Origin of the sequence: Cystobacter fuscus DSM 2262 (genome assembly GCF_000335475.2) — a bacterium.
In the GTDB taxonomy this organism is placed as follows: domain Bacteria; phylum Myxococcota; class Myxococcia; order Myxococcales; family Myxococcaceae; genus Cystobacter; species Cystobacter fuscus.
The window spans coordinates 235,492-261,881 of record NZ_ANAH02000011.1; the positions used below are offsets into that span (position 1 = coordinate 235,492).

The window sequence follows — 26,390 nt, forward strand, 5'->3', positions numbered from 1 at the left end:
CCGACAGAGGACACTTGGGAGTCGTGAAAACGTGCATCCCGGGCGGGGCGGCTCCAAAGTCAGCCCCCTATGCGAGGACCAATCCGGAGAATCCTGGCGGGGGGGGTGCTGGTGGGGCTCACCGCGTGCGGGGTGACCGAGGACGAGGCGGTGCGGCTCAAGGAGGGCCAGACGCTGAGCGTCCCCGGCGTGCCCCTGGAGGGCTGCGGCACCTTGGGCTGCCTGTACGAGGGCCAGGTGTGCATGGAGGTGTTCTTCGAGTACGGCCGCTCGCCCGCGGTGTGCGTCTTCACGGATGTGTGCGAGCGGCTCGAGTGCCAGACGCAGAAGCCGGGCTACAAGTGCACCCTCTTCGATGGCTTCCCCGGCCAGGTGAAGTGCATCGAGCGGGACGACTGACGGCCGCCTCCCCGTGGCGCCGGGGCCTCTGGGGGAGGCACCCGGGCGGGTGGGGCGAGCGCGTCAGCGCCGGGCCGAGGCGGTGAGCAGACCGAGCCGATCGGCCGCCCCACGCGTCTCCTCGTGGGTGAGCAGATCCTCGGTGTTCTGGGCGATGCGGTAGGCCCAGTTGGAGTCGCCCACGGAGCCGGGCAGGTTGATGCGATCCTTGGTGCCGAGCACGTCCTGCCAGGGCAGCACGCACAGGTCGCTGCCCGCGTTGAGCGCGGCGGCGAGCGTGGCGCGGTGGACGGCGGGGGTGAACTCGCGCGTGGCGGCGACGCCCTGGAACTCGGGGTAGACGCGCGCCATGGCCTGGCGCTCTCCGTCGCTGGCGGACTCCCACCAATCCGCCACGGGCTCGGTGTCGTGGGTGCCAGTGGTGACGAGCGACGCCGGCGGGTAGGCGTGCGGATCCCGGTACACCCCGTCGTCGCGCTCCCAGCGCAGCACGCGGTAGCCGGGCAGGTTCAGGTCCCGGAGGATGGTGCGCACGAAGGGGGGGATGACGCCCAGGTCCTCGGCGACGATGCCGGCGCCCTTGGACAGCAGGCGGAAGTGGCGCTCGCCGTAGAGCTTCCACTGCTCCTCGTTGTCGGGGACGAAGCGCCCGGTGGGCGTCTTCTCGTCGCGGATCCACTGGCGGAAGTAGCCCACCGCGTGGTCCACCCGGCGCAGGTCGTAGTAGCTGGCGGCCTTGGCGGCGCGCGACTTGAGCCAGCCGTAGTCGCCCTTCTCCATCTCCGCGAAGTCGAAGTAGGGCAGGCCCCAGTCCTGGCCGGTGGCGGAGAAGTCGTCCGGGGGCACGCCCAGGCGCGCGTCACGGCGCAGGATGTCCGGGTGCGCCCACACGTCCGAGCTGTCCTGGCCGATGATGAAGGGCTCGTCGCCGCACAGCAGCACGTCGCGCTTCTTGGCCAGGGCGCGCATCTCGTTCCACTGCGTCTCGGCCACCCACTGCAGCCACGCGTGGTAGCGCACCTCGCGCTCCAGCCGCTGCGTCTCGGCCTGGATGGCCTGGGGCTCGCGGTTCTTGAGCGGCTCGGGCCACTCCCACCAGGGCGCCTGGTTGCGCTCGCTGGAGATGGCCGTGTACAGCGCGTAGCTCTCCAGCCACTCTCCCTGCTGCTGGCGCCAGGCGGCGAACTGCTGGGCGCGCGGGCCCTTGGGCCACTCGGTGCGCTCGAAGTGGTCGAAGGCCCGCCGGAAGGCGGCGTTCTTGAGCGGGAAGACCAGGTCGTAGCGCACGCGGGGCGCGGCGCGCGCCTCGGCCAGCATGCGCTGCTCGTCGGGGGAGAGCGCCGCCTCGCCTCCGGAGGCGTGGAACTCGGGCAGCGACTCCAGATGGATGAACAGGGCGTTGAGGCCGAACGCCGAGCGCGTGGCGTAGGGGCTGGGGTCCCCGGGCGCGGTGGGCAGCAGCGGCAAGAGCATCAACATGCGCTGGCGCGCCGCCTCCATCCAACGCAGGAGACCATCGAGCCCGCCGAAGTCACCGATACCGAAGTCGGTCTTCGAGCGGAGGGAGAACAAGGGCAGGAGAAGACCGGAGAGGCGGCCGGTGGAAGACATGGTGCGCGCACAATGCACCACGCGCTCCCCCATGTGAACTGTCCTGGCACTTGGTCCGTGGCCGGGGGTCAGGCTCGACCTTCTGGAGAACACTTGGGCTTGTTCAGGCGTTGACGGGAATCTCCCGCGCGCGGCGGGCCTTCTTCCCGCGTGCGCCTGCCCGTCTCGTTCTATGCGCGCCCCGCGCTCACCGTGGCCCGCGAGCTGTTGGGGACCCACCTCGTGCTCGAGGGGGAGGCAGGGCGGCGTGTGGGCCGCATCGTGGAGACCGAGGCGTACGTGGGGGCGCATGACCTGGCGTGTCACGCGTCCAAGGGGCGCACGGCCCGCACCGAGGTGCTCTTCGGTCCACCGGGGCGCGCCTACGTCTACCTCATCTATGGCATGTACCACTGTTTCAACGTGGTGACGGATGGGGAGGGCGTGGCGTCGGCGGTGCTGGTGCGGGCGGTGGAGCCGGTGGAGGGCCTGGCCCCGGCGCTGCGCACGGACGGCCCGGGGCGGCTGTGCCGGGCCATGGGGCTGACCCTGAGCCACAATCGTTGGGACCTGCAGTGCGCGCCGCTCTATCTGGAGGAGGGCTCGCCCGTCGCGGAGGCCCAGGTGGCGCGGGGTCCGCGTATCGGAGTGGACTATGCGGGGCAGTGGGCGCACGAGCCCTACCGGCTCTGGGTCCGGGGCAGTCAACATGTGAGCCGGCCGCCCGCCCGTCGGGGCCTCGAGTCCGCTTGACGGGCACGGTCCGGACTGGGAGGGTGCGTCCCAAATGTCCGATGAGGCCGTCAAGGAAGAGGACCGCCAGCTGGTGGGGCGGGCCCAGGCGGGCGACATCAGCGCCTTCGAGGCGCTGGTGGATGCCCACCGGGATAAGGTGTACGGCCTGGCGCTGCGGATGACGCGCTCCGAGGCGGACGCCGCGGAGATCAGCCAGGATACCTTCCTCTCCGCCTACCAGCACCTGCGGGAGTTCCGTGGGGATGCCGCCTTCAGCTCGTGGGTTCACCGCATCGCGGCGAACAACGCCCTGATGCGCCTGCGCCACCGGCGGGTAGTGCAGGCGGCCGAGGGAGAGATCCAAGGCCCGGAGTTCACCGAGCGGGGGAGCCTGGCCGAGTACCCCACCCGGGACTGGAGCCGGGATGCCGAGGGGCGCATCCTGGACGCCGAGCTGGGGTATGCCATCCAGCAGGCGACCGACCATCTTCCCGAGGGCTATCGGGAGGTCTTCCTCTTGAAAGACGTGGATGGGCTCAGTTACGAACAGATCGCCGAGGTGACGGGGGATTCCATTCCCGCCATCAAGAGTCGATTGCACCGGGCTCGGCTTGCTCTTCGTGAGGCCATCGACCGGTTCTATAATCAGGGGGACGCGAGTGGGTGAAACCCATGAGGGGGCTGGGCATCTCGTGAATGACGAGGCAGGCCACGGCCGAGGTCCGGATGTACACCTGTAAAGACTCCATCAACCTGCTGCAGTCGATGCTCGACGGGGAATTGTCCCCCGAGGAGACGCGGCACTTGCGCGAACATCTGGCGGGCTGCGCTCCTTGCGTGGACTTCCTGCGCACCTACCGGGCCACGCCGGGGCTGTGCCGCAAGGCGCTGGCCCAGAAGATGCCCCAGGAAGTCTCGGCCAAGCTCACCGAATTCCTGCGCACGCGCATCAAACCCGCCCCGTGAAATTCCACCTCAAGACGCTGTCGCTGCCGGAGCTCGAGGCGGTCCTCGCGCCCGTGCAGCCCTCGCCGGTGGCGGTGCGCAAGGTGTTCGCCGCCGTCTTCGCCCATGGGGCCTCCACGGTGGAGGAGGTGTGCCGGGCCCCCCAGGTGCCCAAGCGCGTGGCGGACTTCCTGCGCGAGCACGCGGAGATGCCCCGCCTGACGGTCGTCGAGCGCCGCAAGGCCGAGGACGGCTTCGTGAAGTACCTCTTCGACTCGCCCCTCGGGGGCCGGGTGGAGGCGGTGCGCATCCCCATCTTCGACCACAAGTACGTGGTGTGCATCTCCAGCCAGGTGGGCTGCGCGCTCGCGTGCGACTTCTGCATGACGGGCAAGCTGGGCTTCCAGCGCAACCTGCGCACCTGGGAAATATTGGAGCAGGTGATGCAGATCCGCGAGGAGGCCGACCGGCCCGTGCGCGGCGTGGTCTTCATGGGCATGGGCGAGCCGCTGCTCAACTACACGGAGACCCTGCGGGCCGCGCAGATCCTCTCGCACCCCGCGGGCTTCGCCATCTCCGGGCCCTCCATCACCTTCTCCACCGCGGGCATGGTGCCGGCCATCCGCCGCTACGTGCGCGAGGGGCACCCGTACCGGCTGGCCTTCTCGGTGACGAGCGCCATCCCCGAGAAGCGGCTGAAGGTGCTGCCCATCGAGAAGGGGCACCCGCTGCCGGAGTTGGTGGACGCCATCCGGGAGTACGCCACGGTGCGGCGCGAGCGGGCGATGATCGCCTACGTGGCCATCAGCGGCTTCAACCTGGGTGAAGAAGACGCAGTGGCGCTCAAGCAGGCCTTCGAGGGCATCCCCATCAAGGTCGACCTCATCGACGTGACGGACCCCCAGGGCAAGTACCTGCCGCCCTCGCCCGAGGAGCTCAAGGCGTTTCGCGACCACCTGCAGATCCTCGGCGCGCCCATCGCGCGGCGCTACTCGGGGGGCAAGGAGATTGGCGCGGCCTGTGGCACGCTCGCCGCCTCCCAATATGGGGGCGTGGTGTTGCCGGCCCCGCCGCCCGTGAGCATCTCGTAGTCTCACCGCGAGAGGCGCATGGTCGAGTTCCTCGACAACTTCATCGCCCACCTGGGCCTCCTGGGCCTGCTGGTGTTCGGCGTGGCGGCGGCGCTGGAGTACGTGGTGCCGCCCTTTCCCGGAGACACCATCACGCTGCTGGGCGGGGTGTACGCGGTGCGCGGGGAGCATCCCTGGCCGCTGGTGTTCGGGGTGGTGGTGGCCGGCAGCGTGCTCGGTGCGCTCATCAACTACCAGGTGGGACACTGGTTGGGGGGCCGCTTCGAGCAGCGGCCGGGAGAGGCCTTTCTCGGCATCACCCACGCGCGGCTGGAGTCGGTGCAGGCGCAGATGCGACACAAGGGGCCGTGGCTCCTGCTCGTCAACCGTTTCCTACCGGGCATTCGCGGGCTCATCTTCGTCGCGGCGGGGGCCGCGCACATGCCTCGCGTCAACGCGCTGCTGCTCGGGGCGCTGTCGGCCGTGGCGCACACGGCCCTGGTGCTGGCGCTGGGCGTGGCGGTGGGCGGCAACCTGGAGCGGCTGGAATTCCTCGTGGCGCGCTACCAGCGGGGTGTCATCCTCGGCGTCGCGCTCGTCGTCCTGGTGCTGGGCGTGCGCACCCTGTTCAGGCGCCAGCCGCGGACCGGGTGAGCCCGGGGCGGGGTGGGCTCCGCCCGGGCCTCAGTCCCTCGGGAGCACCGCCTCCGGTCTGTCCAACCACAGCTCCTCGAAGCGCACCTGGGGCAGCGCCTGGTGCAGCCGCATGCCCTGCACCGAGCCGTTGGCCACCGTGTGCATGCGCTGGTGGAAGAGCGGGAGGATGGGGCAGTCCTCGTGGACGACCCGCTCCGCGAGCCGGTAGAGCCGCTTGCGCTTCTGGGGATCGATGGTGACGCGCGCCTCCTCCGTGAGCCGGTCCAGCTCCTCGTTGCGGTAGTTCAACGCGCACAGGACCTGGGCCTTGGAGTGCAGCAGGTAATAGAGGAAGTTGTCCGGGTCGGGATAGTCGGCGACCCAGCCCACGCGGAAGGCGGACAGCCGCCCGTTGCGCCGCCGCTCGAAGAACTCGTCCGCGTGCAGCTCCTCGTGCCGCAGCTCCACCAGCCCCGCGTCCACCAGGGGCTGGAAGAGCACGGCGTCCTCGAGCGACGTGTCGTTGCCCTGGGGATAGTGCAGGGTGACGGGCAGGGTGCGCACCCCGGCCTCGCGCAGCAGCCGCTCGGCCAGGGCGATGTCTCTGCCCGGCCCCGACTCGCCCAGGGACGGGTCGTCCTCCAACAACTCCGGCGGCGTCAACGTGTGCGCCAGGCGTGCCCCCTTGTGGAATTGGTCCACCATGCCGCGCACGTTCAGGCCCGCCCGCAGCGCCTTGCGCACGCGCACGTCGTTGTAGGGCGCCTCGCGCATGCTGAAGCCGAGGAACGTCGTGGAGGGCGTGGTGCTGGCGAGCACCTGCTGCCCGTCCCGCTCGAGCGACTCCACCTGCCGGATGAACAGGTGGGAGACGATGTCCACCGAGCCCTCGCGCAGCGCGTTCACGGCGTGCTCGCGCGACTCCAGCAGGTGGAACTCGACCCGGTCCAGCAGGGGCTGCCCCGTGCGCCAGTAGCTGGGATTGCGCTCGAGCGTGATGAGCGCCGAGCCGAAGTCCACCAGCCGGAACGGGCCGGTGCCCACCATCTGTCCCCGGGCGTCGAGCCGGGCCACCGCGGCGCCCGGCAGGGTCATCAACTGTAGGAAGAAGGCCTTGGGCTCCTCGAGCCGGATCTCCAGCGTCAGGTCGTCCAGCACCAGCAGCCCCTTCACCTCGCGCGTCTGTCCCGAGGTCACCTCCGAGGCCCCCTCGACGACCTCCATCAGGGTGCGGTCCGGCGAGTTCACGGCGGGGTCCAGCAGCCGCTCGAAGTGGCGCTTCACGTCGCGCGCGTTCAGGGGGGTGCCGTCGTGGAAGACGACGCCCGGGCGCAGGTGGAAGCGGTAGCGGCGCGCCGAGGCGTCCACCTCCCAGCGCTCGGCGAGCTCCGGCACCAGCATGCCATCATCCAGGCGCAGCAGCGGGGAGAAGACACAGCAGGTCATCTCCAGCACCTGGGTCTCCACCGCGAAGAGGGGATCCAACCCGCCCTGGTTGTGCACGAACGCGGACTGATGGACGCCCGCGTGCAGCGTGCCACCCGGCCGCGGCGCCGGCAGCCGGAAGCGGAACACCTCGCCGTCCAGGCTCGCCGCCTCGTGCGCCAGTTGCTGCACCGAGCGGCTCAGCCCATCACCAATGCGGATGACCTGGAGCGCGTCCTCGCTCACCCGCGCCACCTCCTCGGCGATGGCCGTGTCCCCGCGCATGAGCACGCCATGCGCCGCGCGGATCTCCTCGATGGCCGTGCTCAACCGCACCACCGCGCCCGACAAGTCCCGCCCCGTGCGCGCCTGGCCCTCCGCCTTCTGCGACGCCTCCTGCGCGAGCTTGGCCATCTGCTGCGTCTGGTGCACCAGCTCGCGTCCGTGGCCCGCCTGCTCGATGGCCGCGCGTGTCACGTCGTCCACCCGCCGCGCCACCCGGCGGCTGGCCTCCACCACCGTGGAGCCCTGGGCATCCAGCCGCTTCGTCTCGGCCACCGTGGCCTCCACCGCCGAGAAGGTGCGCTGGGTGATGGCGCGGATCTCCCGCAGCGCCTCGGCGGCCCGGTCCCCGAGCTGCACGCCCGTGCTGGCCTGCTCGCGGCCCTCCTTCACCAGCGACACCGCCGTGCCCACCTCGCGGCGGATGCCACTGACCATGGTGGCGATCTCCCGCGTGGAGCGCGCGGCGCGCTCGGCGAGGCTGCGGATCTCGTCCGCCACCACGCCGAAGGGCCGACCCTGCTCTCCCGCCTGCGCCGCGATGATGGCGGCGTTGAGCGCGAGCAGGTTCGTCTGGTCGGCGATCTCCTGGATGACGTCCACGATGCGGCCAATCTGCGTGGAGCGCACGCCGAGCGAGTCCACCAGCTCGGCCGTCTTGCGCACCGTCTCCTCCACCCGGTACATGCCCTGCACGCAGTCGTTGACGAGCACCGCGCCGTGCTCGGCGGTGGCCGTCACCGCGTGGGCGAGCTGGTTGGTCTCCGAGGCGCGGTGGCGCACGGCGTCGATGCCCGTCTGCACCAGCTGCACGAAGGCCTCCGCCTCGCTGGCGAAGCGTCCCAGCTCGTCACCCGAGGAGGCGATGTGGTGCAGCCGCTCGCTCATGGCCTGCACCTGCTGGGTGGTGCGGTGCGAGAAGTCGTCCAGCGCGAGCAGCGCCTCGGCCACCTGTCCGAGCCGCTCCGTCATGTCCGTGAGGGAGCCGTTGGTCTCCTGGATGAAGCTCTCCAGCTGTGTCACGCGCTTGCCCGCCGCCTGCATGCTCTGGCCCATGCTGAGCACCGACTGCTGCGAGCGCTCCACCGCGCCGCTCTGCCGGTGCGCGGCCTCCAAGAGCACGCGCACCTCCTCGGACACGCCCTGGCAGGTGCGGCGCACGTTGCCCGTCACCCGCTGCACCTGGGTGAGCGCCCGGCGCAGGGAGTAGAGCAGCCGGCGCACCTCGCGCTCATCGCGCAGGCCATTGTAGGCGCTGTTGGTGAGGTCTCCCTCGGCCAGTCGCGTGAGCAGGCTGGCCCGCTCCTGCAGGCGCCGGTCCGCCCACAGCGTCCAGAAGGCGTAGGTCGCCGCCATGAGCAGCAGCGGCGTGCCGACAAGCAACACGGCCCAGCTCGACGGGGTCATGGACTGGCCGGCGGTGAGGCACAGCAGTCCGCCCGTCGTGATTCCGAGGGTGAGCCCGATGACGACGCTGAACGAAAGGAGGTACTTGTAGAGGTGCATGAGAGACCGAGGTCCCATCACCGTATCCCGCCTCGCCCATGGGGTCCTCATCTCGTCGCGAGGGAGCGCCCGGCGCGTGCTTTTGCCCGTGCTCCTGCTCGCACTGCCAGCAAGGGGCGCGCCCCTGGCCCCCGCGACCGAGCAGGCCCGCTTCGTCTTCGCCTGGAAGGGCGTCCCGGTCGGACTCGTCACCCTCTCCCTCGAGGCCCGGCGCTTCACCTACACCTCACGGCACCTGCACACCCGCGGGGAACACGTGGGGCAGCGCACGCGGGAGGTGACCGTGGCCCTGGGGGCGGACGGCGTCGTAGCGGGGAGCTCGAGCGTGTCCCAGGCGTTGTGGTTGTGGCACAAGCCGCTCGCGAGCGGCTGCGTGCTCGGCCGCGAGGAGCTGTCCGGACGCGAGGGGCCCCACTGCGTCACCACCCTCCAGGAGGACCGTGTCGAGGGGACGCTGTTCGGCCAGCCCTTCCGCGCGCGCTATGACTCGCGGGGGCGGATGGTCGCGTTGGAGGTGGGGGAATCGCGCTTCACCCAGGTGCCTCCAGGCACGCGGCTGCGCGCGCCCCCGGACCTCTTCGTGGACGGCGTGCCCGTGGAGGGCGACCGGGGCGTGCTCGGCTTCGAGCCCCCCTGGCCGCTCGCGCGGCGCCCCGCGTGGTTGACGGAGTGGCGGGAGGCGCCGGCACGCGCGCTCGCGCGGGAGGTCCACGCGTCCTTTCCCGAGAAGCTGCCGAGCGCGGCGGATTGGAGCGACACGGGAGCGGGCGAGGCGGGCGGGTGTCTCGCGCATGCCTCGCGCTTCGCGGCCCGGGCGGCGGCGCGGGGGCAGCGCGTGGCGCTGGTGCAGGGCCTGCTCGTCGTGGACGGGGGCCCGGCCCGGCCTCATGCCTGGGTGCGCGTGGGGCTCGCGGGGGGCGAGGTGTTGGAGCTGGATCCGACGTCGCTGGACACCGTCCTGCCCACCACCCACCTGGCGCTCGCCGTGGTGGAGCCCGGCCGTCCCACGGTGGAGGCCGGAGAGCGGTGGCTCGCGCTGTTGCGCGGCGAGCACCGGGTGGTGCGTGCTCCGGCCGCCCGGTGAGGCGAGCCCGCCGGGGCCTCAGTCGAAGGGGATGATGGAGAGCCGGGCGCCCACGGGGGCGTCCAGCAGTTGCTTGGCGCGCGCGGGCAGGTAGGCCGTCTTGTCGTCCAGCCGGGCCATGGTGCGCACCGCGCGGAAGCGGTTGCGCCCGGATTCGCGCTCGTAGCCGACGAGCACGTCATCCCCCTGCATGTCGAAGTCCTCCGCGGCCAGCTTCACCGAGCGGTAGCGGCGCACGAGGGAGATGTCCGCGAGGTTGGCCTCGAAGTGCGGGCCGCCGTCGAAGGGATCGATGCGCTCCACGTAGCGGAAGCCGATGCGCTCGAGCATCCGCTGCACGCCCTGGGTGTTGGGCCCCACCTCGCCGAGCACCTTCTGCACGCGCTCGGGGAAGAGCGAGGCGTAGATGTCCGAGGAGGGGAAGAGCTCCTTGATGAACTCCTTGTTCTGCCGGCTGAGCCGGTCCGCCTCCTGGTAGTCGAGCCCGGTGAACTTCTTGCCACACGCCTCCCACAGCAGGCTGCGCCCGTCGGGCATCAGCGGGGGCAGCAGCTCGGCGAGCACCCGCGGGCGGAACAGCCGCTTGTGCATGGCCATGAAGAGGAAGCGCACGTAGGACAGCTGCTTGCCGGGCTTGTCCGGCGTGGCGCGGTAGGGCGGATCCACCACCAGGCCGCCAATCTCCGTGGGGCCCTCGTAGTTGTAGCCGATGGAGAGCACCTTGTGCCGGAAGTGCCGGCCGATGCTGGCCGAGTAGTGCTCGCGCTCGGACACGTCGTAGTAGATGTGTGGGGACTCGTAGGTGCCGTGCTGCGCGATGACCATGGACGTGCCGATGATCATCTCGTTGCGCACGTCCTCCAGCACGAAGAGGTACTCGCGCTCGAAGGGATCCTTCACCTTGTCCGAGAAGCTCTTCACGGACTTGTCGATGATGGCCTCGAGCGTCTCCTCGTTGTTGGGCAGGTTGACGGTGTTGAGCACCGCGGCGAGCCGCTTCAGGCCGGGCAAATCGGTCTTCTGGACATCGCGCAAGACGAGCATGGGGGCACCCGCGCCTCATTCCCCCCTGGGGAGAGGGCGCTACGAAAAATCACCTTACCTCACCGGGGCCAACCGTCAGCCGCTCCTATCCTTCCGGATGCGACGCATCGCGTTGGCTTTCGTGCTCGCCCGGCTGCCTGACACGTTTCAACGCACCTGGGCATGAGCCCAGGAGATGGCTTGATGCAGATCCTCGAGCTTCGCATAGCGCACCAGGTACATCTCGTCGCCCAGATTCACCCGGTAGGCGGGGGGCGTGGGGCCGTGGAGCAGGAGGTTGCCGCCGAGCCGCTCCAGCAACTGCTCGCGCGACAGCTGGTAGTGCCGGTTGTGGTGGCGGCGGGTGATGTGAGCGGCGTGGAAGTGCGCCTCGAGCCGGATGCCGTCCATGTCCTCGCCGGTGAGCATGCGGGCCCACAGCCGGTAGACGTCCGCGTCGCAGGCGTAGTTCATCGTGTCCGTCATGGTCGCCCCGGGAGGGCGCAGGTTCGCCTCGAGCACGAGGAAGCGCCCGTCCTCTCCCCGAAAGAACTCGAGGTGGAACCAGCGCTCGCGCAGGCCCAGGGCCGCGAGCGTCTTGCGGCCGATGGCCTCCAGCTCGGGGGGCAGCTCGCGCAGCGTCCAGAAGGCCGAGTCGCGCACCTCGTTCACCACCTCCATGATGCCGTCGAGGTACTGGTGGCTGATGGCGAAGATGACGCGGCCCCTGGCGTCCACGAAGCCGTCGTAGGTGAGGATGTGCCCCTTGATGAAGTTCTGCACCACGGCGTCCGCCAGGGGCTGGATGATGGCGGCGTCCACCTCCTCGTCCGAGGACAGCTTGAAGGTGCGCGCCGCTCCCGCGCCCACGTCCGGCTTGATGACGAGGGGGTAGCCCGCGCGTTTGGCGAAGGCCTTCACCTGCGGAGCGTCCACGGCCTTCTCGCACAGCGGATGAGGGATGTCCGCCGCGCGGAAGACCACCGCCATGCCGTACTTGCTGCGCAGCCGGGCGATGTCCGCGGGCCGCAGCCCCGGGATGTTGAAGTGCTCGCGCAGGGTGGCCTCCACCGCGAGCCAGCTCTCGTTGAGCGACTCGATGCGGTGGATGAGGCCGTGCTTCCAGGTGAAGTAGCCCACCGCGCGCACCATCGCGTCCGTGTCGGTGAGGTTGGGCGTGTAGAAGTACTCGGTGAGCGACTCCCTCAGCTCCGCGCGCAGCGAGTCGTAGGGCGCATCTCCCAGCCCGAGCACCCGGAACCCCTGTTCCCGGAGCGCCTGGACGAAGAGGTAGAAGTGTGGCGGGAACTGGGGGGAGATGAAGACGAAGTTCATGGTGCCTCGACCACGGGGACAGGGAAGGCAGGATGCCGCGTTCCCCGGCCCCCGGGCGGTGTCACGTCGGGGGACGCGTCCGCCCGGTGACTCCCCGTGGACACTTCACGGGCCGGCGCCGTGTCTCAGGCCCGGGGCAGCTTCAGCCCCAACTCGCGGCGGTAGCGCTCGAAGCACCGGGCGCCCGCGTTGAGGCGCATCAGCGCGCCCTCCGCGATGGGCCGCGCCACGCGGGGATCCGCCGCCACCAGGGGCTTGAGCACCTCGCGGTTCCAGGCCTCGGAGTGCTTCACGTCCAGCGTGGCATGCACCGCGTAGTAGCGCCGCACCGGCATCTTGAAGCCGAGCCGTTGCAGGCCCGCGTTGACGCACGCCGAGCGTCCCGGCGCCGTCAGCTCCACCGCGCCCAGCGCGCCCACCGACTGGTAGGTGTAGCGGCGGTTGGCGGCGAGCGCGACGAGGAGGTTGGCCAGCGCGTGCGCCTCCCACACCGTGCCTTCGTCCGTGGGGTGCAGGTCCAGCGACGTGGCGAGCTGCGACAGCATGGGCCCGTGCATCGCGTCCTCGCGGCCCCGGCCCATCTCGTCCCAGTAGTTGCGCGCCAGCTCCAGCTTGGCCTGCGTGGGCAGCTTCACCTGGGTGAGCGCCACCAGGTCATCGAAGCCCGCCTCGCCCGCGAACTCCTGGGTGAGGAACCAGTGGAAGGGCTCCAGCGTCGCTTCCGTGGCGAGCCACGCGAAGAGCGGGTCTCCCTGTCCCGGGCCCGTCTGCTTCAGCTCCTCGAACCAGGCCACGAAGGCCTCGGGCTCCTCGGGCGCCTCGGCGGCGCGCTCGGCCACGAGGGCACGCTCGCGCTCGACGAACTCTCCCTCCAGCAGGCGCAGCCGCGTCTCGCGCGTCACCTCCTCGCGCCAATCCTCATGCGGCACGGTGGGCCGCAGACGCGACCTGTTGAATTGAAGAAGCACCCGGTGGAGCGCGTTCTGCTCTTGCTCGCCCGCTCCTTCACCGAGGAGCGCACCGAGTTGCATATTCTCCGAGCTCCCGCTCTCTCCAAACCCCGCCATGGTGCACACCCTCCTGATCTGGTGCCTCGGCCTGATGCCGAGGCCCATACAGGGGAGAAGGTGGGGATGCCCGCGGTCACAAGCCAGTCGTCGCTGACATTCGCGATCAGTGAGATTCGTTGTGAGAGGAATCAGTGCGCCATCCAGACGGTGGACTGTGCCTATCAAGTGGCTTGGAGCATCAACCCGCATATGAAGATTGGCGCCGTCAACTGGCGCCACGCGCGTGCCCAACATCAGGCCTACCGCCGTGCTCTCGTCGAGGCGGGCGCCGAGTTGATTTCCCTGCCCTTCGTTCACGGCGCGTATGACTCCGTGTTCGCCAAGGACAACGCCGTGTTGCACTCGCAGCGCGGGCGGATGCGGGCGTTGCTCGCCTCGCCCGTCCACGGCGAGCGCCAGCAGGAGCAGCGGGCGCGGGCCCGTGTGCTGGACACCCTGGGCTTCGAGGTCTTCAGCCCCCCGTCGGCCCACTTCGAGGGAGGAGACCTGGCGATGCTGCCCCAGGCGAGCGGAGCGCTGCTCGGCTACGGCCAGCGCTCCTCGGCGCGCGCGGCGATGATGCTCGAGGTGTTCCTCGACGCGCCGGTGACGCCCCTGGAGCTGCGCGATCCGCACCTCTACCACCTGGACACCGCGCTGCACGTGCTGTCCGACGGCACCGTGCTCGTCTGCGAGGAGGCCTTCACGCCCGAGGCCTTGCGCACGCTCGCGCGCACCGAGGGCGTCAACCGCGTGCTGCGCGTGCCCTACGAGGAGGCGCTCGTCTTCGGGCTCAACCTCGTGGAGGTGGGCAACACGGTGCTGGTGGGCGCGCGGGCCCCCCAGGTGATGTCCCTGCTGCGCGCGCTGGGCCGCCGGCCGGTGGAGGTCCGCCTGGACCAGTTCCACCTGGCGGGCGGCAGCGCGGCGTGCCTCGTGTCACAGATTCATCACGCCGGGCGCGTGGCCACGAGCGACACCACGGCGATGCGCTCCACGTTCGCGTAGGGCCGCTGTTCCAGCTCCTCGCCGAAGACATCCGGATCCAACTCCTCGTACTGGAAGAGGGCCCGGGCCTCGGCGAGCACCGGGGTGAGCGCCGCGCGCAGCTGATCCTCGCCGTCCACCACGGGCGCGCCGCTATAGAGCACGAGCATGCCGCCGGGAGACAGGCGGCGCATGGCTTCCCGGGTGAAGCGCACGGACAGGTCCACGCCGTGAGGGCCTCCGCCATCGCGGTACGTGCGCGCGCCCTCGTCCACCAGGTAGGGCGGGTTGGCGATGACGAGATCCACCTCGCCCGGCACGCCGCCCAGCGCATCGCTCGTGAGCACCTCCACGTGGGACACCCCGTTGAGCGCGGCGTTGATGCGCGAGAATCGCAGCGCCCGCTCGTTCACGTCGGCGAGCACGAGCGTGTCCACCCGGTGGGCCAAGGACAGGCCCCCGGCCCCCGAGCCACAGCCCACGTCCACCGCGCGCCGGAAGTGGCCCGGTACGCGCGCGAGCAGGGAGGCGAAGCGGTAGGTGTCCGGACCGAAGAAGACGGCGTCCTTCTGAGACGTGGGATAGGCCTCGTGGAGGTAGAGCCCGGTGCCCAGGCTGGAGTAGCGCACGAGGCTGCGCAGCCGCCCATCGGGTTGCTTCTCCACCATCCGCGCGCGGTCCAACAGCGCCAACATGGGCGAGGGCAGCACCTCCGCGGTGAAGGGCCGGTTCCAGCCGAACACCTCGCGCAGCGAGCGCGCCGTCTCCGAGGAGCGGCGGGCGTTGACGCGCCGATGGGTCTCGGGCGTCACGGTGATGAAGTGGTAGCCGGCGGAGCGCAGCGCGCGTCCGAGCTCGAGCAGGGCCTCGTCCTGGGAATTCACCCCCGTACCCTTTGGCCGCGAGAGCACCCCGTCAAGCAAGGACCGGTTTCCCGGCATTCTCCAGAGCACACTTTTGCAGCGTCCGTGTTGGCGGACGACAGACCCGGCGACGGGCGCTCCAATGCCTGTCTGCCCTACGGTCAAGGCCATAGAAATAACAGCCGCTTGAAATAAAACCCGAACATGAAAGCGTGGGCCCCCCACCGTTGGATGTCAGACGTTCCCGGGGAGGCCCATTGAGAAGACTCCTGCTTGCGCTGTTCGCCGTGTTGATGCCGGGCCTGTCGTGGGCGGGCGTCGTCTGGAGGGGGGACTTCGAGACGGGAGGCATCACGCAGTACACCCGCGCGCAACGGGTGAGCACGGACCGGTTGCAGATCGTCCAGTCGCCCGCCTTCCAGGGCCGCTACGCCCTCAAGGCCACGGTGCGCCAGGGCGATGATCCCATCGACTCGAGCGGCAATCGCAACGAACTCGTCTACATGGGGCAGGAGAAGGAGGGCTCGGAGTACTACTACCGCTGGCAGGTGATGTTCCCCACGGACTACCCGAGCGTGGACGCGTGGCAGGTCTTCACCCAGTGGCACCACTCGGGGTGCTGTGGCTCGCCGCCGGTGGAGTTCTTCGTCAAGGGCGAGGAGATGCGGCTCACGCTCGCCGACAGCGCCACGCCCTGGAAGACGAAGCTGGTGCGCGGCGTGTGGCACGACTTCATCTTCCACGTGAAGTGGTCCTCGGACGCCTCCGTGGGCTTCGTGGAGCTGTGGCTCAATGGCCAGCGCGTGTTGTCCAAGTACAAGCACGTCACGCTGTACGAGGGCGATGGCGTCTACCTGAAGCTGGGCCTCTATCGCAGCGACACCGTGAAGCCCGTGGGCGTCGTCTACCACGATGGCTATACGCAGGCGACGCAACTGGCGGACGTGCTGCCCCCTCCGGCGCCCCCGCCCCCGCCGGTGGACGCGGGCACTCCAGCGCCGACGGACGCGGGGACTCCGGGGCCGGTGGACGCGGGCACGCCCGGAGCCGGGCCCGGGACGGAAGTGCCCCCGGCGGGTGAGACACCGGTGGACTCCTCGTCGCCCACGCCGGGAACGGGAACCGTGCTTCCTCCGCCGGGTGAGCAGGCCCAGGCCGTGGGGTGCTCGAGCACCGGCGGAGCGCTCGGCGTCCTGGCGCTGTTGGGGCTCGCGGGGCTGCCGCGGCGGTGGCGGCGCCGGTAGACGCGCCCGCGCGCTCGCTACCCATCCTCGTGGGGCTATCGTAAGAGGCACCCCGCGAGGAGGAAGCCGAGATGAGCGATGCGCGTGAGAAGGCGGTGCCCCACCTGAGCCCGGAGGAGTTCCGGCGGCTGGGCCACCGGATGGTGGATTGGATCGCCGACTACTGGGCGCGTGTGGAGTCCTTCCCCGTGCGCGCGGCGGTGGCTCCGGGCGAGGTGGCGGCGAAGCTGCCCGCGCATGCGCCCGAGGAGGGCCTCGAGGGCGCCGAGGGCTGGGAGGCCATCTTCCGCGACCTGGAGGACGTGGTGCTGCCGGGCCTCACCCATTGGCAGTCCCCCTCCTTCTTCGCCTACTTCCCGTCCAACACCTCGGGGCCGGCGGTGCTCGGGGAGCTGCTGTCCGCGGGCCTGGGCGTGCAGGGCATGCTCTGGTCCACCAGCCCCGCCGCCACCGAGATGGAGACGCGCGTGCTGGACTGGCTGGCCGGGCTGCTCGGCCTGCCCGCCGCCTTCCAGTCGGGCTCGGGCACGGGCGGTGGCGTCATCCAGGGCACCGCCAGCGAGGCCGTGCTCGTGGCGCTGGTGGCGGCGCGCGAGCGGGCGCGGCGCGCGCTCGGCCGCGAGGCGGAATGGGTGGCCTATACCTCCACCCAGACGCACTCCTCCGTGCTCAAGGCGGCCATGCTCGCGGGCGTGGCGAACGGAGCGCAGGACGGTGTGCACCTGCGGCAGATCGACACGGATGGCGGCTACGCCCTGCGACCGGACCTGCTGGAGAAGGCGGTGCGCGAGGACCTGGCCGCGGGCCGCCAGCCCTTCTTCGTGTGCGCGTCCCTGGGGACGACGTCCTCGGGGGCGATGGATCCGGTGCGCGCGGTGGGCGAGGTGTGGGAGCGCACCGGGGTGCGTGCCTCGGGCGGATGGCTGCACGTGGACGCGGCGTGGGCGGGCTCGGCGCTGCTGTGCCCCGAGTACGCGGCGCTACGCGAGGGGCTGGAGGTGGCGGACTCCTTCGCCTTCAACCCGCACAAGTGGCTGCTCACCAACTTCGACTGCGATGCCTTCTACACGAGGGACCGCAAGGCCCTCATCGACGCGTTGAGCGTGACGCCCGAGTACCTGCGCAACGCGGCCAGCGCGAGCGGCGCGGTCATCGACTACCGGGACTGGCAGGTGCCGCTCGGCCGCCGCTTCCGTGCGCTGAAGCTGTGGTTCGTGCTGCGCCACTATGGCGCCCGGGGGCTGCGGACCTACGTGCGCGAGCACATCCGGCTGGCGGAGCGCTTCGCCGCGTGGGTCGAGGAGGACGCGCGCTTCGAGCTGGCCGTGCCTCGCTCGCTCTCCCTGGTGTGTTTCCGGCTCGAGCCCCGGCCGGGCGAGGCGCCGGGGGACACGGACACGCGCAACCGCCTGCTGTTGGAGCGGCTCAACGCGAGCGGCCAGGCGTTCCTCTCCCATACGGTGCTGCCCGGCGTGGACGGGGCGCCCGCGCGCTACGTGTTGCGCCTGGCCATCGGCGCGGTGCGCACCGAGGAGCGGCACGTGCGCGCGGTCTGGGAGCGGCTCGTGGCGCTCGCGGGGGAATAGCGGGGCGGGCCCGACGGTAGAGGTCGAGTCACCGGGAGGAACGCCTGAAGTCGACTCACAGACCCACGAGGGAGGAACTGCTGGCCGCGGTGGGGGCGAGGATGCAGGACATCATCGCTCCCGGCCTGAAGGTCCTCTTCTGCGGCATCAACCCGAGCGTGTATTCGGCCGTCGTGCGCCACCACTTCGCGCGGCCGGGCAACCGCTTCTGGCCGGCGCTGTACGCCTCGGGCTTCACGGACCGGCTGCTCGCCCCCCACGAGCAGGGCGAGTTGCTCGTGCGCGGCTATGGCATCACCAACGTGGTGGAGGAGGCCTCGGTGGCGGCGGACTCGCTGACGGCGCGGGACTACGCCGAGGGCGGCCGGAAGCTGGAGGCCAAGGTGCGGCGCTACCAACCGCGCTACCTGGCGGTGCTGGGCATTGGCGCGTGGCGCACGGCGTTCGGCAAGCCGAAGGCCCTGCTGGGATTGCAACCGGAGTTCCTGGCCGGCACCCGCGTCTGGGTGCTTCCCAATCCGAGCGGACTCAACGCGCACTACCGTCCCGCGGACCTGGCGCGGATGTTCCGCGAGCTGCGTCTGGCGGTGGAGGCGGGTGGCTAACGCACGCTGCAGGCCAGCCGGTACCTGAGTCCATCCTGCGCGCTGTTCTGTTTATGGTAGAGGCCCTCGCTGTACGGCATGTAGGGATAGAGGTTCAGCGTCCAGCTCTCGCCAGTGGCGGTCCCATTGGCAGACGCCTGGACGACGCATTGACCTTTCTCGGCCTCGGGATGATCGCCTTGGAACACACTGGAGCCAGTTCCCTGGAGCGCACCATCCAGGTGACAAGTGGAGATCACGCTTCCGTCCGACATGAAGTTCACGAGGTGTTGGATGCTGAAGCTCGTCACGCCAGTGTGGACGAACAGGAGACAGTCGTAGGTCCGCGTCAAGGTGAGGGCGGCGGTGGTCTTGGATGGACCTTCTTGAGTGGAGACGACAGTGTTTGTCGGGGAGCTGTCGGAGATGGGTTCACCAGGACCACAAGCGCTGGCGAGAAGAGAGGGAAGGATGAGGGACGCGAGACGCATGGGAGTACTCCCGTGAGAGCGGTTGGACGTGTAGGAACCCTACGCGTCGCGTCCCTGAAGGCTGTATCCACCCAAAGTGGTACGTGCGGGCTCCTGCGTGCATGCTCACCGTGCTCTTCGGGGGTGGTGCCGCCGGAGAGGCTCCTGTCATAGTGAGGCTCTGCGAAAATACGGTGAGACCGTGGACATCCGCCGAGACTCCCTCCAATCCCTTCTTCGTGGCGACAGCACGGTGCTGATCCCTAGAGTTCGCCTCATCTACGAGGGCGGCGAACTCAAACCCATGAATGTCAGAGTCACGGATGTCGCCGTGAGCAAGACCCAGGAGAAAGTTCCGGGAGTGGAGGTCTTCTTCCAATGAAGGTGCTGGATTTTCATGGCGTGAAGGGCGAGGACAGCCTCCGGCTCGATTTCAAAGGTGGCTTCGATTCGCGGGTGGCGCTGGAGCGAGCACTGGAGCACTTCCTCCAAGCCCTCGAGAAGTTCGCCGATGGGTGGATGCCGGACGTCATCAACGGCAAGCGGAGGCGCAAGTACTCCCGCACCTCTTTCTGGAAGGCGCTGGAGGAGCGGCGTGACGGGAACAGCACGGCTCTCGGGCTCTACCGGACGGAGTGGCCCGCATTGGACATGTCGCTCTGGCTTTGGCTTCCACCGCGGCCTTGCGAGCTGGACATCGCGATCAATGTGAAGCCGCTCTCCTTCTTCAAGGAGGAGGGGCGCTGTCTCCAGTTCGTGGAGATGGTGCGGCACTGGGCCTCTCACTACCCGGTTGCTCATGCCTCCGCCCATGGTCTGGCGGATGATCAACTGTCTGGTGCTCCCCGCTTTGGCCGCGACATGCAGACCTCCATCCGAGACGGATTCGATAAAATCTACGAGGTCTTCTGGCTGAATGTCTTCGGCCCGAAGTTGGTGGATGCCGTCGGTCGCGAGCGCATGCTGTCCACGCCTGCCTGGCGGGTCGAGGAACTTCCCAACGGCTCCGTGCTTATGGTGATCCGGCCCACCGCCGCGGACTTCGCGAGCGAGGAGGCGCGTGAGGCTCAAGCGCGTGCCCACATCCATCTCCGGCCGGACCTCGACTACGCCACCGTGCTGCGCACCTTGCGCGAGCGCAGCGCCACGCTCGCCCCCGTGCAACCCCGCTTCCATCCGGACGTGGCTCCGCTCCTCTCACGCGTGGTGGATGGCGTCGCCATTCATGAGCGCCAGCGGAAGATCGCCGGGTTCAACACGTACCAACCGCCAGAGCCCACGGAGTGGCACCCCGCCGATGCGGCCCTGCCTCCGGACGTGGACGACCCGGAATCGGCGCGCGAGCATTACGGCGACCTCGCCGAGCACCTGGTGGCGTTGATGCACACGAAGGTGCCTTCCGTCTTCGAGGCAACGCCCGAGTCGTTGACGGAGGTGGACTATCAGTTCTGGCACGAGGAGTTCCCGAGGGTGTTCGAGCGGCGGAACATCGACGCGCACGCCGTGCCCGCCATTGGCGCCTACCTCGGTGAAGTGCTGGTGCGCCACCTGGGCGGCCAGTGGATACCCCGCCGGAAGCTCGAGGAGGCCCAGGTGCTCGTGGGCAGGCGCGTCTGGTTGCCCTTTGTCCGGGCACACCACTACATGCGCTCGTGTCAGTCGCTGCTGGACTGTTCCCTCACCCAGCTCTACCGCGTGGCCGAGAGGCACCGGTCCTGAGCGGGAGCGCGTGTTAAGATCCGTGGGCGATGTCCTCCACGAACAAGGTCGCGCTCGTTCTGAGCTACCAGTACCCGGGCAAGTACGCCCTCACCGTCCTGGCGGGAGCGGTGGAGTCCGATCCAGTAGGGCGGGACGTGGCCCTGCGCTTCCCGAGGGACCGGGACTCCCTGCTGGCCTCGGTGCGCGAGTGCCTCGACGAGGGCTACCAGGTGGTCGTGGCGTGGTCCTTCTACTCGGCGAGCTTCCCCGCGGCGGCCGAGGAAATGGCCTGGCTGCGCGAGCAACTGGCGGGCCGCGAGGTGTTGTGCATCGCGGGCGGAGTGCACGCCACCGCCGAGACGGAGCAGACGCTCCAGGCGGGCTTCGATCTCGTGGCGGTGGGTGAGGGCGAGGTCATCCTCCTGGACCTGCTCGGCCGGATGATGCGCGGGGAAGATCCCCGGCAGACGCGGGGCTTCTCCCAGCTCGTGGAGGGGCGCGTGGTGCCTCGGGGCCGGGGCGAGGGCGTGGTGCTCGACCACTACCCGCCCTTCGCGGCGAGGAACATGAAGTTCGGCGCCATCGAGATCACGCGCGGGTGCATCTACGCGTGCCGGTTCTGCCAGACGCCCTTCCTGAACAAGGCGCGCTTCCGGCACCGCACCGTGGAGAACATCGCCCACTGGACGCGCGTGCTGCGCGAGGCGGGCAAGCGGGACGTGCGCTTCATCACCCCCACCTCCATGTCCTACGGCACCCAGGACGAGTCGATGAACCTGGAGGCGGTGGAGCGGATGCTCGCCGCGGTGCGCGAGGCGATGGGTCCCGAGGGCCGGGTGTTCTACGGCACGTTCCCCTCGGAGGTGCGGCCCGAGCACGTGACGCCCGAGGCGCTCGCCCTGCTCAAGCGCTACGTGGACAACGACAACCTCATCATCGGGGGCCAGTCCGGCAGCGAGCGCATCCTCCTGGAGACGCGCCGGGGTCATGACGTGGAGACGGTGGTGCGGGCGGCGCGTCTGGCGGTGGAGTGGGGCTTCGTGCCCAACGTGGACTTCATCCTCGGCCTGCCGGGGGAAAACCCCGAGGATGTCCGGGCGACCCTGGAGTTGATGCGGCGCCTGGCGCACGTGGGCGCGAAGGTTCACGGTCATACGTTCATGCCGCTGCCGGGAACGCCCTACCGCGACGCGCCCCCGGGCTCGGTGGACGACGAGACCCGGCGGGAGTTGGATCGACTCGCGTCGCAAGGCCGCCTGTATGGCCACTGGAAGCAGCAGGTTCGCCTGGCGAACGGAATCGCCACGAGACGTCAGCCCAGGCGCTGAGTCAGTAAGCGGGCATCCACGAGGCGGGGAAGGTGAATGCCCTCCCAAGCGCGGCTACTGTGCGCCCTCGCGATGCACTTCAAGTTCGTCCACGCCGCCGATCTGCATCTGGATACTCCCTTTCGGGGCGTGCCCGTCGACTCGGGCCTCCTGGGCGCGTTCCAGCAGGCCACCTTCCGGGCCTTCTCCCGCATCGTGGACCTGTGCCTGCGCGAGCGCGTGACCTTCCTGTTACTCGCCGGGGACCTGTTCGACATGAAGGATCGCTCGGTGCGCGCCCGGCTGGCGCTCCGACGCGAGCTGGAGCGGCTGCACGTGGCGGGCATCCAGACCTTCATCGTCCATGGCAACCATGATCCCCTGAGTGGAGACACGGGCGCCCTCGGCCTGCCGGAATCGGTGAAGGTGTTCGGCGCCGGATGGGAGGAGGTCGAGGTCCGCCGCGAGGGGCGGCTCGTGTGCCGGGTGCAGGGCATCTCCTATCCGGACGCGGAGGTGCGCGAGAACCTCTCGGCGCGCTTTGGCCGCACGGCACCGGACTTCACGGTGGGCCTGCTGCACGCGAACCTGGGCGGCGTGGAGGGCCATGCCAACTACGCGCCCTGCACGCTGGAGGACCTGGCCGCGCGGGGGCTCGATTATTGGGCGCTGGGCCATGTGCACACCCGCGCCGAGTACCCGCTCCCCGGTGGCGCGGTGGCCGTCTACCCGGGCAATCCGCAGGGCCGGCACGTGAACGAGACGGGCGAGCGCGGCTGTGTCCTGGTGGAGGTCGAGGACGGACGCATGCGCCGCCGGTTCGTCCCGGTGGACACCGTGCGCTGGCACCGGCTGGAGGTTCCCCTCACGGGGCTCGCCTCGCTCGACGCGCTCGTGACCGCCCTGCTGGAACGGGTGGACACGGACTGCTCGGCGGAGCTGGAGGGCCACGCGGTGCGGCTCACGCTCACGGACCGGGGGCCGCTTCATCGCGAGCTGGCCCGGCCCGACGCGCTCGGTCAGTTGGAGGCGGAAGTGCGCGAGCAGCTCGCCCGGCGTCACCCGCCCGTGTTGCTCGAGTCCCTGCGCGACGCGAGCCGGCCCGCGCTGGACCTGGAGGCGGTGCGGCTCGCGGGAGGCTTCTCCGGCACCCTGCTCGCCGAGGCCGAGGCGCTGACGGCCGACTCCGAGGCCCTGGCCGCGCTGTGGTCGGAGGAGGAAGAGCTGCGCGCGCTCTCCCAACGCCTGCGGCGCCTGGGCGTGGATGCGCTGGAGCCTCTCCGGCCGGAGTGGGTGGAGGAGGCGGGGGCGCGGGTGGTGGAGGAGCTTCACGAGGAGGAGGCGGGATGACGGGGGGACTGCGGGTCGAGCTGTTGCGTGTCCAGGGCTTTGGTCACTTCTCGGACTACGAGCTGGAACTGCGGCCGGGTCTCAATCTGCTGTACGGGCCCAACGAGGCGGGCAAGAGCACGCTGCTCGCGTTCCTCCAGGGCATGTTGTTCGGCTTCGACAAGAAGGGCCGCGCGGAGCCCCGGTACGAGCCCGAGGTGGGGGCGCGGGCGGGTGAGTTGTGCGTGAGCGCGGCCACGGGCCCCTTGGTGGTGAAGCGCATCAAGAAGACGGTGAAGGTGTTGGATGCGCGGGGGCACGAGCTGAGCGCCTCGCGGCTCGACGAGGCCCTGGCGCACGTCTCCCGGGAGCTGTTCTGCGAGGTCTTCGCCTTCGGCCTGGATGAGCTGTCCAGCTTCGAGCGCCTGTCCCAGGAGGATGGGGTCTCCCGGGCGCTGTTCGCCGCGGGGCTCCGGGGCGCGCGCCGGCTGCCCGAGGTGGAGAAGCACCTGGAGAAGCGGGCCGGAGATCTCTTCAAGAAGACGGGCAAGAACCCCGAGCTCAACCAGGTGCTCCAGCAACTGGAGGAGGTCCGTCAACGGCTCGGCGAGCTGAAGGATCGGCCGGCGCGCTACTTCCAGGAGCGAGAGCGGCTGCTGTCGCTGGGCCGGGAGCGCGAGGAGACGCAGCGGCTGCTGGAGACCTGCACGCGCGAGCTGCGGCGGCTGTCCCGGTTGGAGGAGGCGCTGGGCGACCTGAGCACCCTGGCGCGGCTCGACGAGGAATGGGCGTGGCTGCCCGACCTGTCCTCCTTCCCGAGCGAGGGGGTGCCCCGGCTGGAGGCGTTGCTGCAACGTGGCAAGGAGTTGCGGGCGGAGCACTCCCGGATCGAGGAGTTGCTCGGGTCGGTGGAAGAGGAGCGCGGCCCGTTGTCCTCCGCCATGTTGGCGCGCGAGCGGGAAGAGGCCCTGCGCTCGGCGTGGGGGGCCTTCACCGCGAGGGCCGAGCTGCTGCGGGCGCTCCCCGGACGGCGCTCGGCGCTCGATGCCCGGCGCCAGGACGTGGAGCGAGCGGTGGAAGGGCTGGGCCTGGAGGTGGACCTGAGCGGGCTGTTGGCCCTGGAGCTGGGCGCGGCGGCGCGCGGCACCCTGGAGTCCCTCGCCGAGCGGTTGTCCAAGGCGGAGGGCGAGCGGCGCGAGGCGGAAGTGGCGCTCGTCCGGGCCCGGGGAGAGCGTGAGCGCATCGTGTCCGCGCTGGCGCGGCTCCAGGCGGAGCGGGCGCGGCTTCCGGACGTCTCCGCGGCGGAGATCCGCCAGCGGCAGGTGGCGCTGGGGCGGATGAAGCTGCTGCGGATGGAGCGCGAGCAGGTGGCGGCGCAGCGCACCGAGTTGCAGCAGCGGCTGCAGTCGCTGCGCGCCGTGTCCGAGCCCGAGCCCGGACCGGCTCCCTCGCCCCTGGGGACGTGGCTCGGCGCGGGGCTGGCGGTGATGCTCGTCCTCGGGGTGGGCGTCTCCTCGGGCGCGGCGGCGGGGGCCCTGGCCACCCTGGGCGCGCTGTTGCTCGCCGTGCCGCTGGTGCTCGGGCACCAGGGGGCCGTGAGGACTCACCACCGCATGGCCGAGGCCCACGCCGCGCGCCAGCGTCAGCACGCGCAGGAGCTGGCGCGGGTGCAGTCGGCGCTGGACTCCCTCATGGGGCGGCGCGTGGCGGTGGAGCGGGAGCTGGCGCTGGCCGCGAGCGAGGCGGGAGTGGCCGCGGATGATCCGGTGGCCGGGCTCGCCTTGGTGGAGGCGACGCTGGCGGATGCGCTGCGGCAGGCCGAGCGGGTGGAGTACCTCGGACGCGAGCGCGAGGGGCGTCAGGCGGAGGCGGATGCGGCGGGGCGTGAGGTGCAGGCGGCGGAGCTGGCGGGACGGCGGGCCGAGATGCAGGTGCGCACGCTCCGGGGAGAGCTGTCGCTCGTGCTCGATGCGCGGGGGTTTCCCTCGAACCTCTCCGCGCAGCGGGCGCTGGAGCTGTGGCGTGACGCGGCCGAGCAGCGGCGGCGGTTGGTGGAGCTGAACGTGGAGGAGCGGGCCCTGGCCGCGGACGAGTCGGGCTGCGAGGTGGTGGTGGCCCGGTTGTACGAGGAGGCCCGGGTGGTGGGGCTCGCGGAGGGCGGCACGGTCGAGGCGCTGGCCTCACGGGTGGCCTCGGCCCTGGAGGAGCAGAAGGCGCGGGAGGCGCGGCTGCGGGAGCTGCGCGCGCGCGCGGAGGACCTGTCCGGGGAGCGTGCCCGGCTCTTGCGTCTGTGGGAGGCCGAGGCGCGGGCCGTGGAGGCGCTGCTGGCCCAGGGCGGCGCGGACTCGGAGGAGTCCTTCCGTCAGCGGGCGCGGCGGGCGGAGCGCTTCGAGGAACTCACGGGGCAGCGGCGCGAGCTGCGCTCGCGGGTCGAGGCCGCCACGGGCCTGACGGCGGAGGTGGCGCGCGCGGCCATCGAAGCGCAGGGGGGCGAGGAGCGGCTGCGCGAGCGGGTGGGGCAGTTGCGCATCCAGGAGCCGGCCCACGCCAGGCGCCTCGAGCAGTTGCACACGGACTATGGCGCCGCCCGGAGCCAGCTCGAGCGCTGGGAGGGGGACGAGGAGCTGGCGCGACTGCGCACCCAGGAGGAGCGCCTGCGGGCACGGGCCGCGGAGCTGGCCACGCGCTATGCGAAGGACCGGCTGGCGCTGGCCCTGTTGGTGCGAGCGCGGCGGCGCTTCGAGCAGGAGCAGCAACCGCGCGTCATCCAGCTCGCCTCGGAGCACTTCACGGCGCTGACGGAGGGCCGCTACCGGCGCGTGTTCGTTCCGGCGGGGGGCTCGCGGGAGCTGCGGGTCACCGGAGCGCGGCGGGACTGGAGCCCCGAGGAGCTGTCGCGGGGCACGCGCGAGCAGCTCTACCTGGCGTTCCGGCTGGCGGTCATCCAGGACTTCGGCGAGACGCGTGGCGCGCTGCCGCTCATGGTGGACGACATCCTGGTCAACTTCGATCCCCGGCGCGCGCGGGGCACGCTGGAGCTCCTCGCGCGGTTGTCCACGCACCACCAGGTCATCGCCTTTACCTGCCACCCCTGGCTGCGCGAGCTCTTCGAGGACCAGGGCGCGCGGGTGGTGGAGCTCCCCGCGAGCGGCGAGGCCACCCCTGCCCGGTGGGACTCCCCGGGTGGAGTGGCTCCGCTGGCGCGCCGCGTGGTGAACCGCTGACCGCCCCGGGCGCTGA

General features: G+C 70.5%; 22 protein-coding genes. 15 read left to right on the forward strand and 7 right to left on the reverse strand.

Annotation, left to right across the window (positions count from 1 at the left end; all coding sequences use genetic code 11):
• Positions 1-69 precede the first annotated feature (69 nt).
• Positions 70-399: a hypothetical protein gene (locus tag D187_RS21280; RefSeq protein ID WP_051256455.1), complete on the forward strand. Its 330-nt coding sequence runs from the start codon at positions 70-72 to the stop codon at positions 397-399.
• 63 nt (positions 400-462) lie between these two features.
• Here D187_RS21280 and D187_RS21285 read toward each other — a convergent pair whose 3' ends face one another.
• Positions 463-2,010, reverse strand: a complete 1,548-nt coding sequence (locus D187_RS21285) for a 4-alpha-glucanotransferase (protein ID WP_043431056.1) — start codon at positions 2,008-2,010, stop codon at positions 463-465.
• 150 nt (positions 2,011-2,160) lie between these two features.
• On the opposite strand from D187_RS21285, the gene D187_RS21290 reads away from it, so the two are divergent.
• The 5 genes from D187_RS21290 to D187_RS21310 are packed head-to-tail and all read left to right on the forward strand — an operon-like array spanning position 2,161 to position 5,393.
• A complete protein-coding gene (locus D187_RS21290; protein ID WP_002622636.1) occupies positions 2,161-2,742 on the forward strand; it encodes a DNA-3-methyladenine glycosylase in 582 nt (193 codons plus the stop codon).
• 34 nt (positions 2,743-2,776) lie between these two features.
• A complete protein-coding gene (locus D187_RS21295) occupies positions 2,777-3,391 on the forward strand; it encodes an RNA polymerase sigma factor (RefSeq protein ID WP_002622637.1) in 615 nt (204 codons plus the stop codon).
• 59 nt (positions 3,392-3,450) lie between these two features.
• Positions 3,451-3,690 carry an anti-sigma factor family protein gene (locus tag D187_RS21300; RefSeq protein ID WP_002622638.1) on the forward strand — a complete coding sequence of 80 codons (240 nt, stop codon included), beginning with the start codon at positions 3,451-3,453 and terminating at the stop codon, positions 3,688-3,690.
• Positions 3,687-4,760, forward strand: a complete 1,074-nt coding sequence (locus tag D187_RS21305) for a radical SAM protein (protein ID WP_002622639.1) — start codon at positions 3,687-3,689, stop codon at positions 4,758-4,760. Before D187_RS21300 ends, D187_RS21305 begins: the two co-directional genes overlap by 4 nt.
• A gap of 18 nt (positions 4,761-4,778) precedes the next feature.
• Positions 4,779-5,393 carry a DedA family protein gene (locus D187_RS21310; protein ID WP_002622640.1) on the forward strand — a complete coding sequence of 205 codons (615 nt, stop codon included), beginning with the start codon at positions 4,779-4,781 and terminating at the stop codon, positions 5,391-5,393.
• A gap of 30 nt (positions 5,394-5,423) precedes the next feature.
• On the opposite strand, the gene D187_RS21315 is transcribed toward D187_RS21310, so the two are convergent.
• Positions 5,424-8,606, reverse strand: coding sequence for an ABC transporter substrate-binding protein (locus D187_RS21315; protein ID WP_245591778.1), 3,183 nt, complete (start codon positions 8,604-8,606; stop codon positions 5,424-5,426).
• Between the two features lie 58 nt (positions 8,607-8,664).
• On the opposite strand from D187_RS21315, the gene D187_RS21320 reads away from it, so the two are divergent.
• The gene (locus tag D187_RS21320) at positions 8,665-9,672 is read left to right on the forward strand and encodes a hypothetical protein (protein ID WP_002622642.1); all 1,008 of its coding nucleotides are present in this window, start codon (positions 8,665-8,667) and stop codon (positions 9,670-9,672) included.
• A gap of 18 nt (positions 9,673-9,690) precedes the next feature.
• Here the strand turns inward: D187_RS21320 and D187_RS21325 are convergent, their stop codons facing one another.
• From D187_RS21325 to D187_RS21335, 3 genes are all read right to left on the reverse strand, one after another.
• Positions 9,691-10,716: an arginine N-succinyltransferase gene (locus tag D187_RS21325; RefSeq protein ID WP_002622643.1), complete on the reverse strand. Its 1,026-nt coding sequence runs from the start codon at positions 10,714-10,716 to the stop codon at positions 9,691-9,693.
• Between the two features lie 147 nt (positions 10,717-10,863).
• A complete protein-coding gene (locus D187_RS21330; protein ID WP_002622644.1) occupies positions 10,864-12,030 on the reverse strand; it encodes an ATP-grasp domain-containing protein in 1,167 nt (388 codons plus the stop codon).
• A gap of 125 nt (positions 12,031-12,155) precedes the next feature.
• Positions 12,156-13,061: an iron-containing redox enzyme family protein gene (locus tag D187_RS21335; protein WP_020918178.1), complete on the reverse strand. Its 906-nt coding sequence runs from the start codon at positions 13,059-13,061 to the stop codon at positions 12,156-12,158.
• A gap of 228 nt (positions 13,062-13,289) precedes the next feature.
• Here D187_RS21335 and D187_RS21340 point away from each other — a divergent pair, with 228 nt between their 5' ends.
• Positions 13,290-14,087: a dimethylarginine dimethylaminohydrolase family protein gene (locus D187_RS21340; RefSeq protein WP_245591779.1), complete on the forward strand. Its 798-nt coding sequence runs from the start codon at positions 13,290-13,292 to the stop codon at positions 14,085-14,087.
• Here D187_RS21340 and D187_RS21345 read toward each other — a convergent pair.
• Positions 14,030-14,950, reverse strand: a complete 921-nt coding sequence (locus D187_RS21345) for a methyltransferase (protein ID WP_020918179.1) — start codon at positions 14,948-14,950, stop codon at positions 14,030-14,032. The genes D187_RS21340 and D187_RS21345 overlap by 58 nt on opposite strands.
• Positions 14,951-15,186: 236 nt before the next feature.
• Here D187_RS21345 and D187_RS21350 point away from each other — a divergent pair, with 236 nt between their 5' ends.
• The 3 genes from D187_RS21350 to mug all read left to right on the forward strand — a co-directional run bounded on the left by D187_RS21350 (position 15,187) and on the right by mug (position 18,364).
• Positions 15,187-16,173 (forward strand): polysaccharide lyase family 20 protein, encoded by a 987-nt coding sequence (locus tag D187_RS21350; RefSeq protein WP_002622647.1) that lies wholly within the window; start codon positions 15,187-15,189, stop codon positions 16,171-16,173.
• Positions 16,174-16,244: 71 nt separating this feature from the next.
• The gene (locus tag D187_RS21355; RefSeq protein WP_002622648.1) at positions 16,245-17,759 is read left to right on the forward strand and encodes a pyridoxal-dependent decarboxylase; all 1,515 of its coding nucleotides are present in this window, start codon (positions 16,245-16,247) and stop codon (positions 17,757-17,759) included.
• Between the two features lie 101 nt (positions 17,760-17,860).
• Positions 17,861-18,364 (forward strand): G/U mismatch-specific DNA glycosylase, encoded by a 504-nt coding sequence (gene mug / locus D187_RS21360; RefSeq protein WP_043430922.1) that lies wholly within the window; start codon positions 17,861-17,863, stop codon positions 18,362-18,364.
• Here mug and D187_RS21365 read toward each other — a convergent pair.
• Positions 18,361-18,834, reverse strand: coding sequence for a hypothetical protein (locus D187_RS21365; protein ID WP_155893487.1), 474 nt, complete (start codon positions 18,832-18,834; stop codon positions 18,361-18,363). The two genes, mug and D187_RS21365, sit on opposite strands and share 4 nt — an antisense overlap.
• A gap of 357 nt (positions 18,835-19,191) precedes the next feature.
• Between D187_RS21365 and D187_RS21375 the strand changes: the two genes are divergently transcribed.
• The 4 genes from D187_RS21375 to D187_RS58805 all read left to right on the forward strand — a co-directional run bounded on the left by D187_RS21375 (position 19,192) and on the right by D187_RS58805 (position 26,374).
• Positions 19,192-20,532 (forward strand): hypothetical protein, encoded by a 1,341-nt coding sequence (locus D187_RS21375; protein ID WP_002622653.1) that lies wholly within the window; start codon positions 19,192-19,194, stop codon positions 20,530-20,532.
• A 29-nt stretch (positions 20,533-20,561) separates the two neighbouring features.
• Positions 20,562-21,842 (forward strand): TIGR04013 family B12-binding domain/radical SAM domain-containing protein, encoded by a 1,281-nt coding sequence (locus D187_RS21380; protein ID WP_002622654.1) that lies wholly within the window; start codon positions 20,562-20,564, stop codon positions 21,840-21,842.
• Between the two features lie 72 nt (positions 21,843-21,914).
• Positions 21,915-23,171: a metallophosphoesterase family protein gene (locus tag D187_RS21385; protein ID WP_002622655.1), complete on the forward strand. Its 1,257-nt coding sequence runs from the start codon at positions 21,915-21,917 to the stop codon at positions 23,169-23,171.
• A complete protein-coding gene (locus D187_RS58805) occupies positions 23,168-26,374 on the forward strand; it encodes an ATP-binding protein (RefSeq protein WP_002622656.1) in 3,207 nt (1,068 codons plus the stop codon). Before D187_RS21385 ends, D187_RS58805 begins: the two co-directional genes overlap by 4 nt.
• Positions 26,375-26,390: the final 16 nt, after the last annotated feature.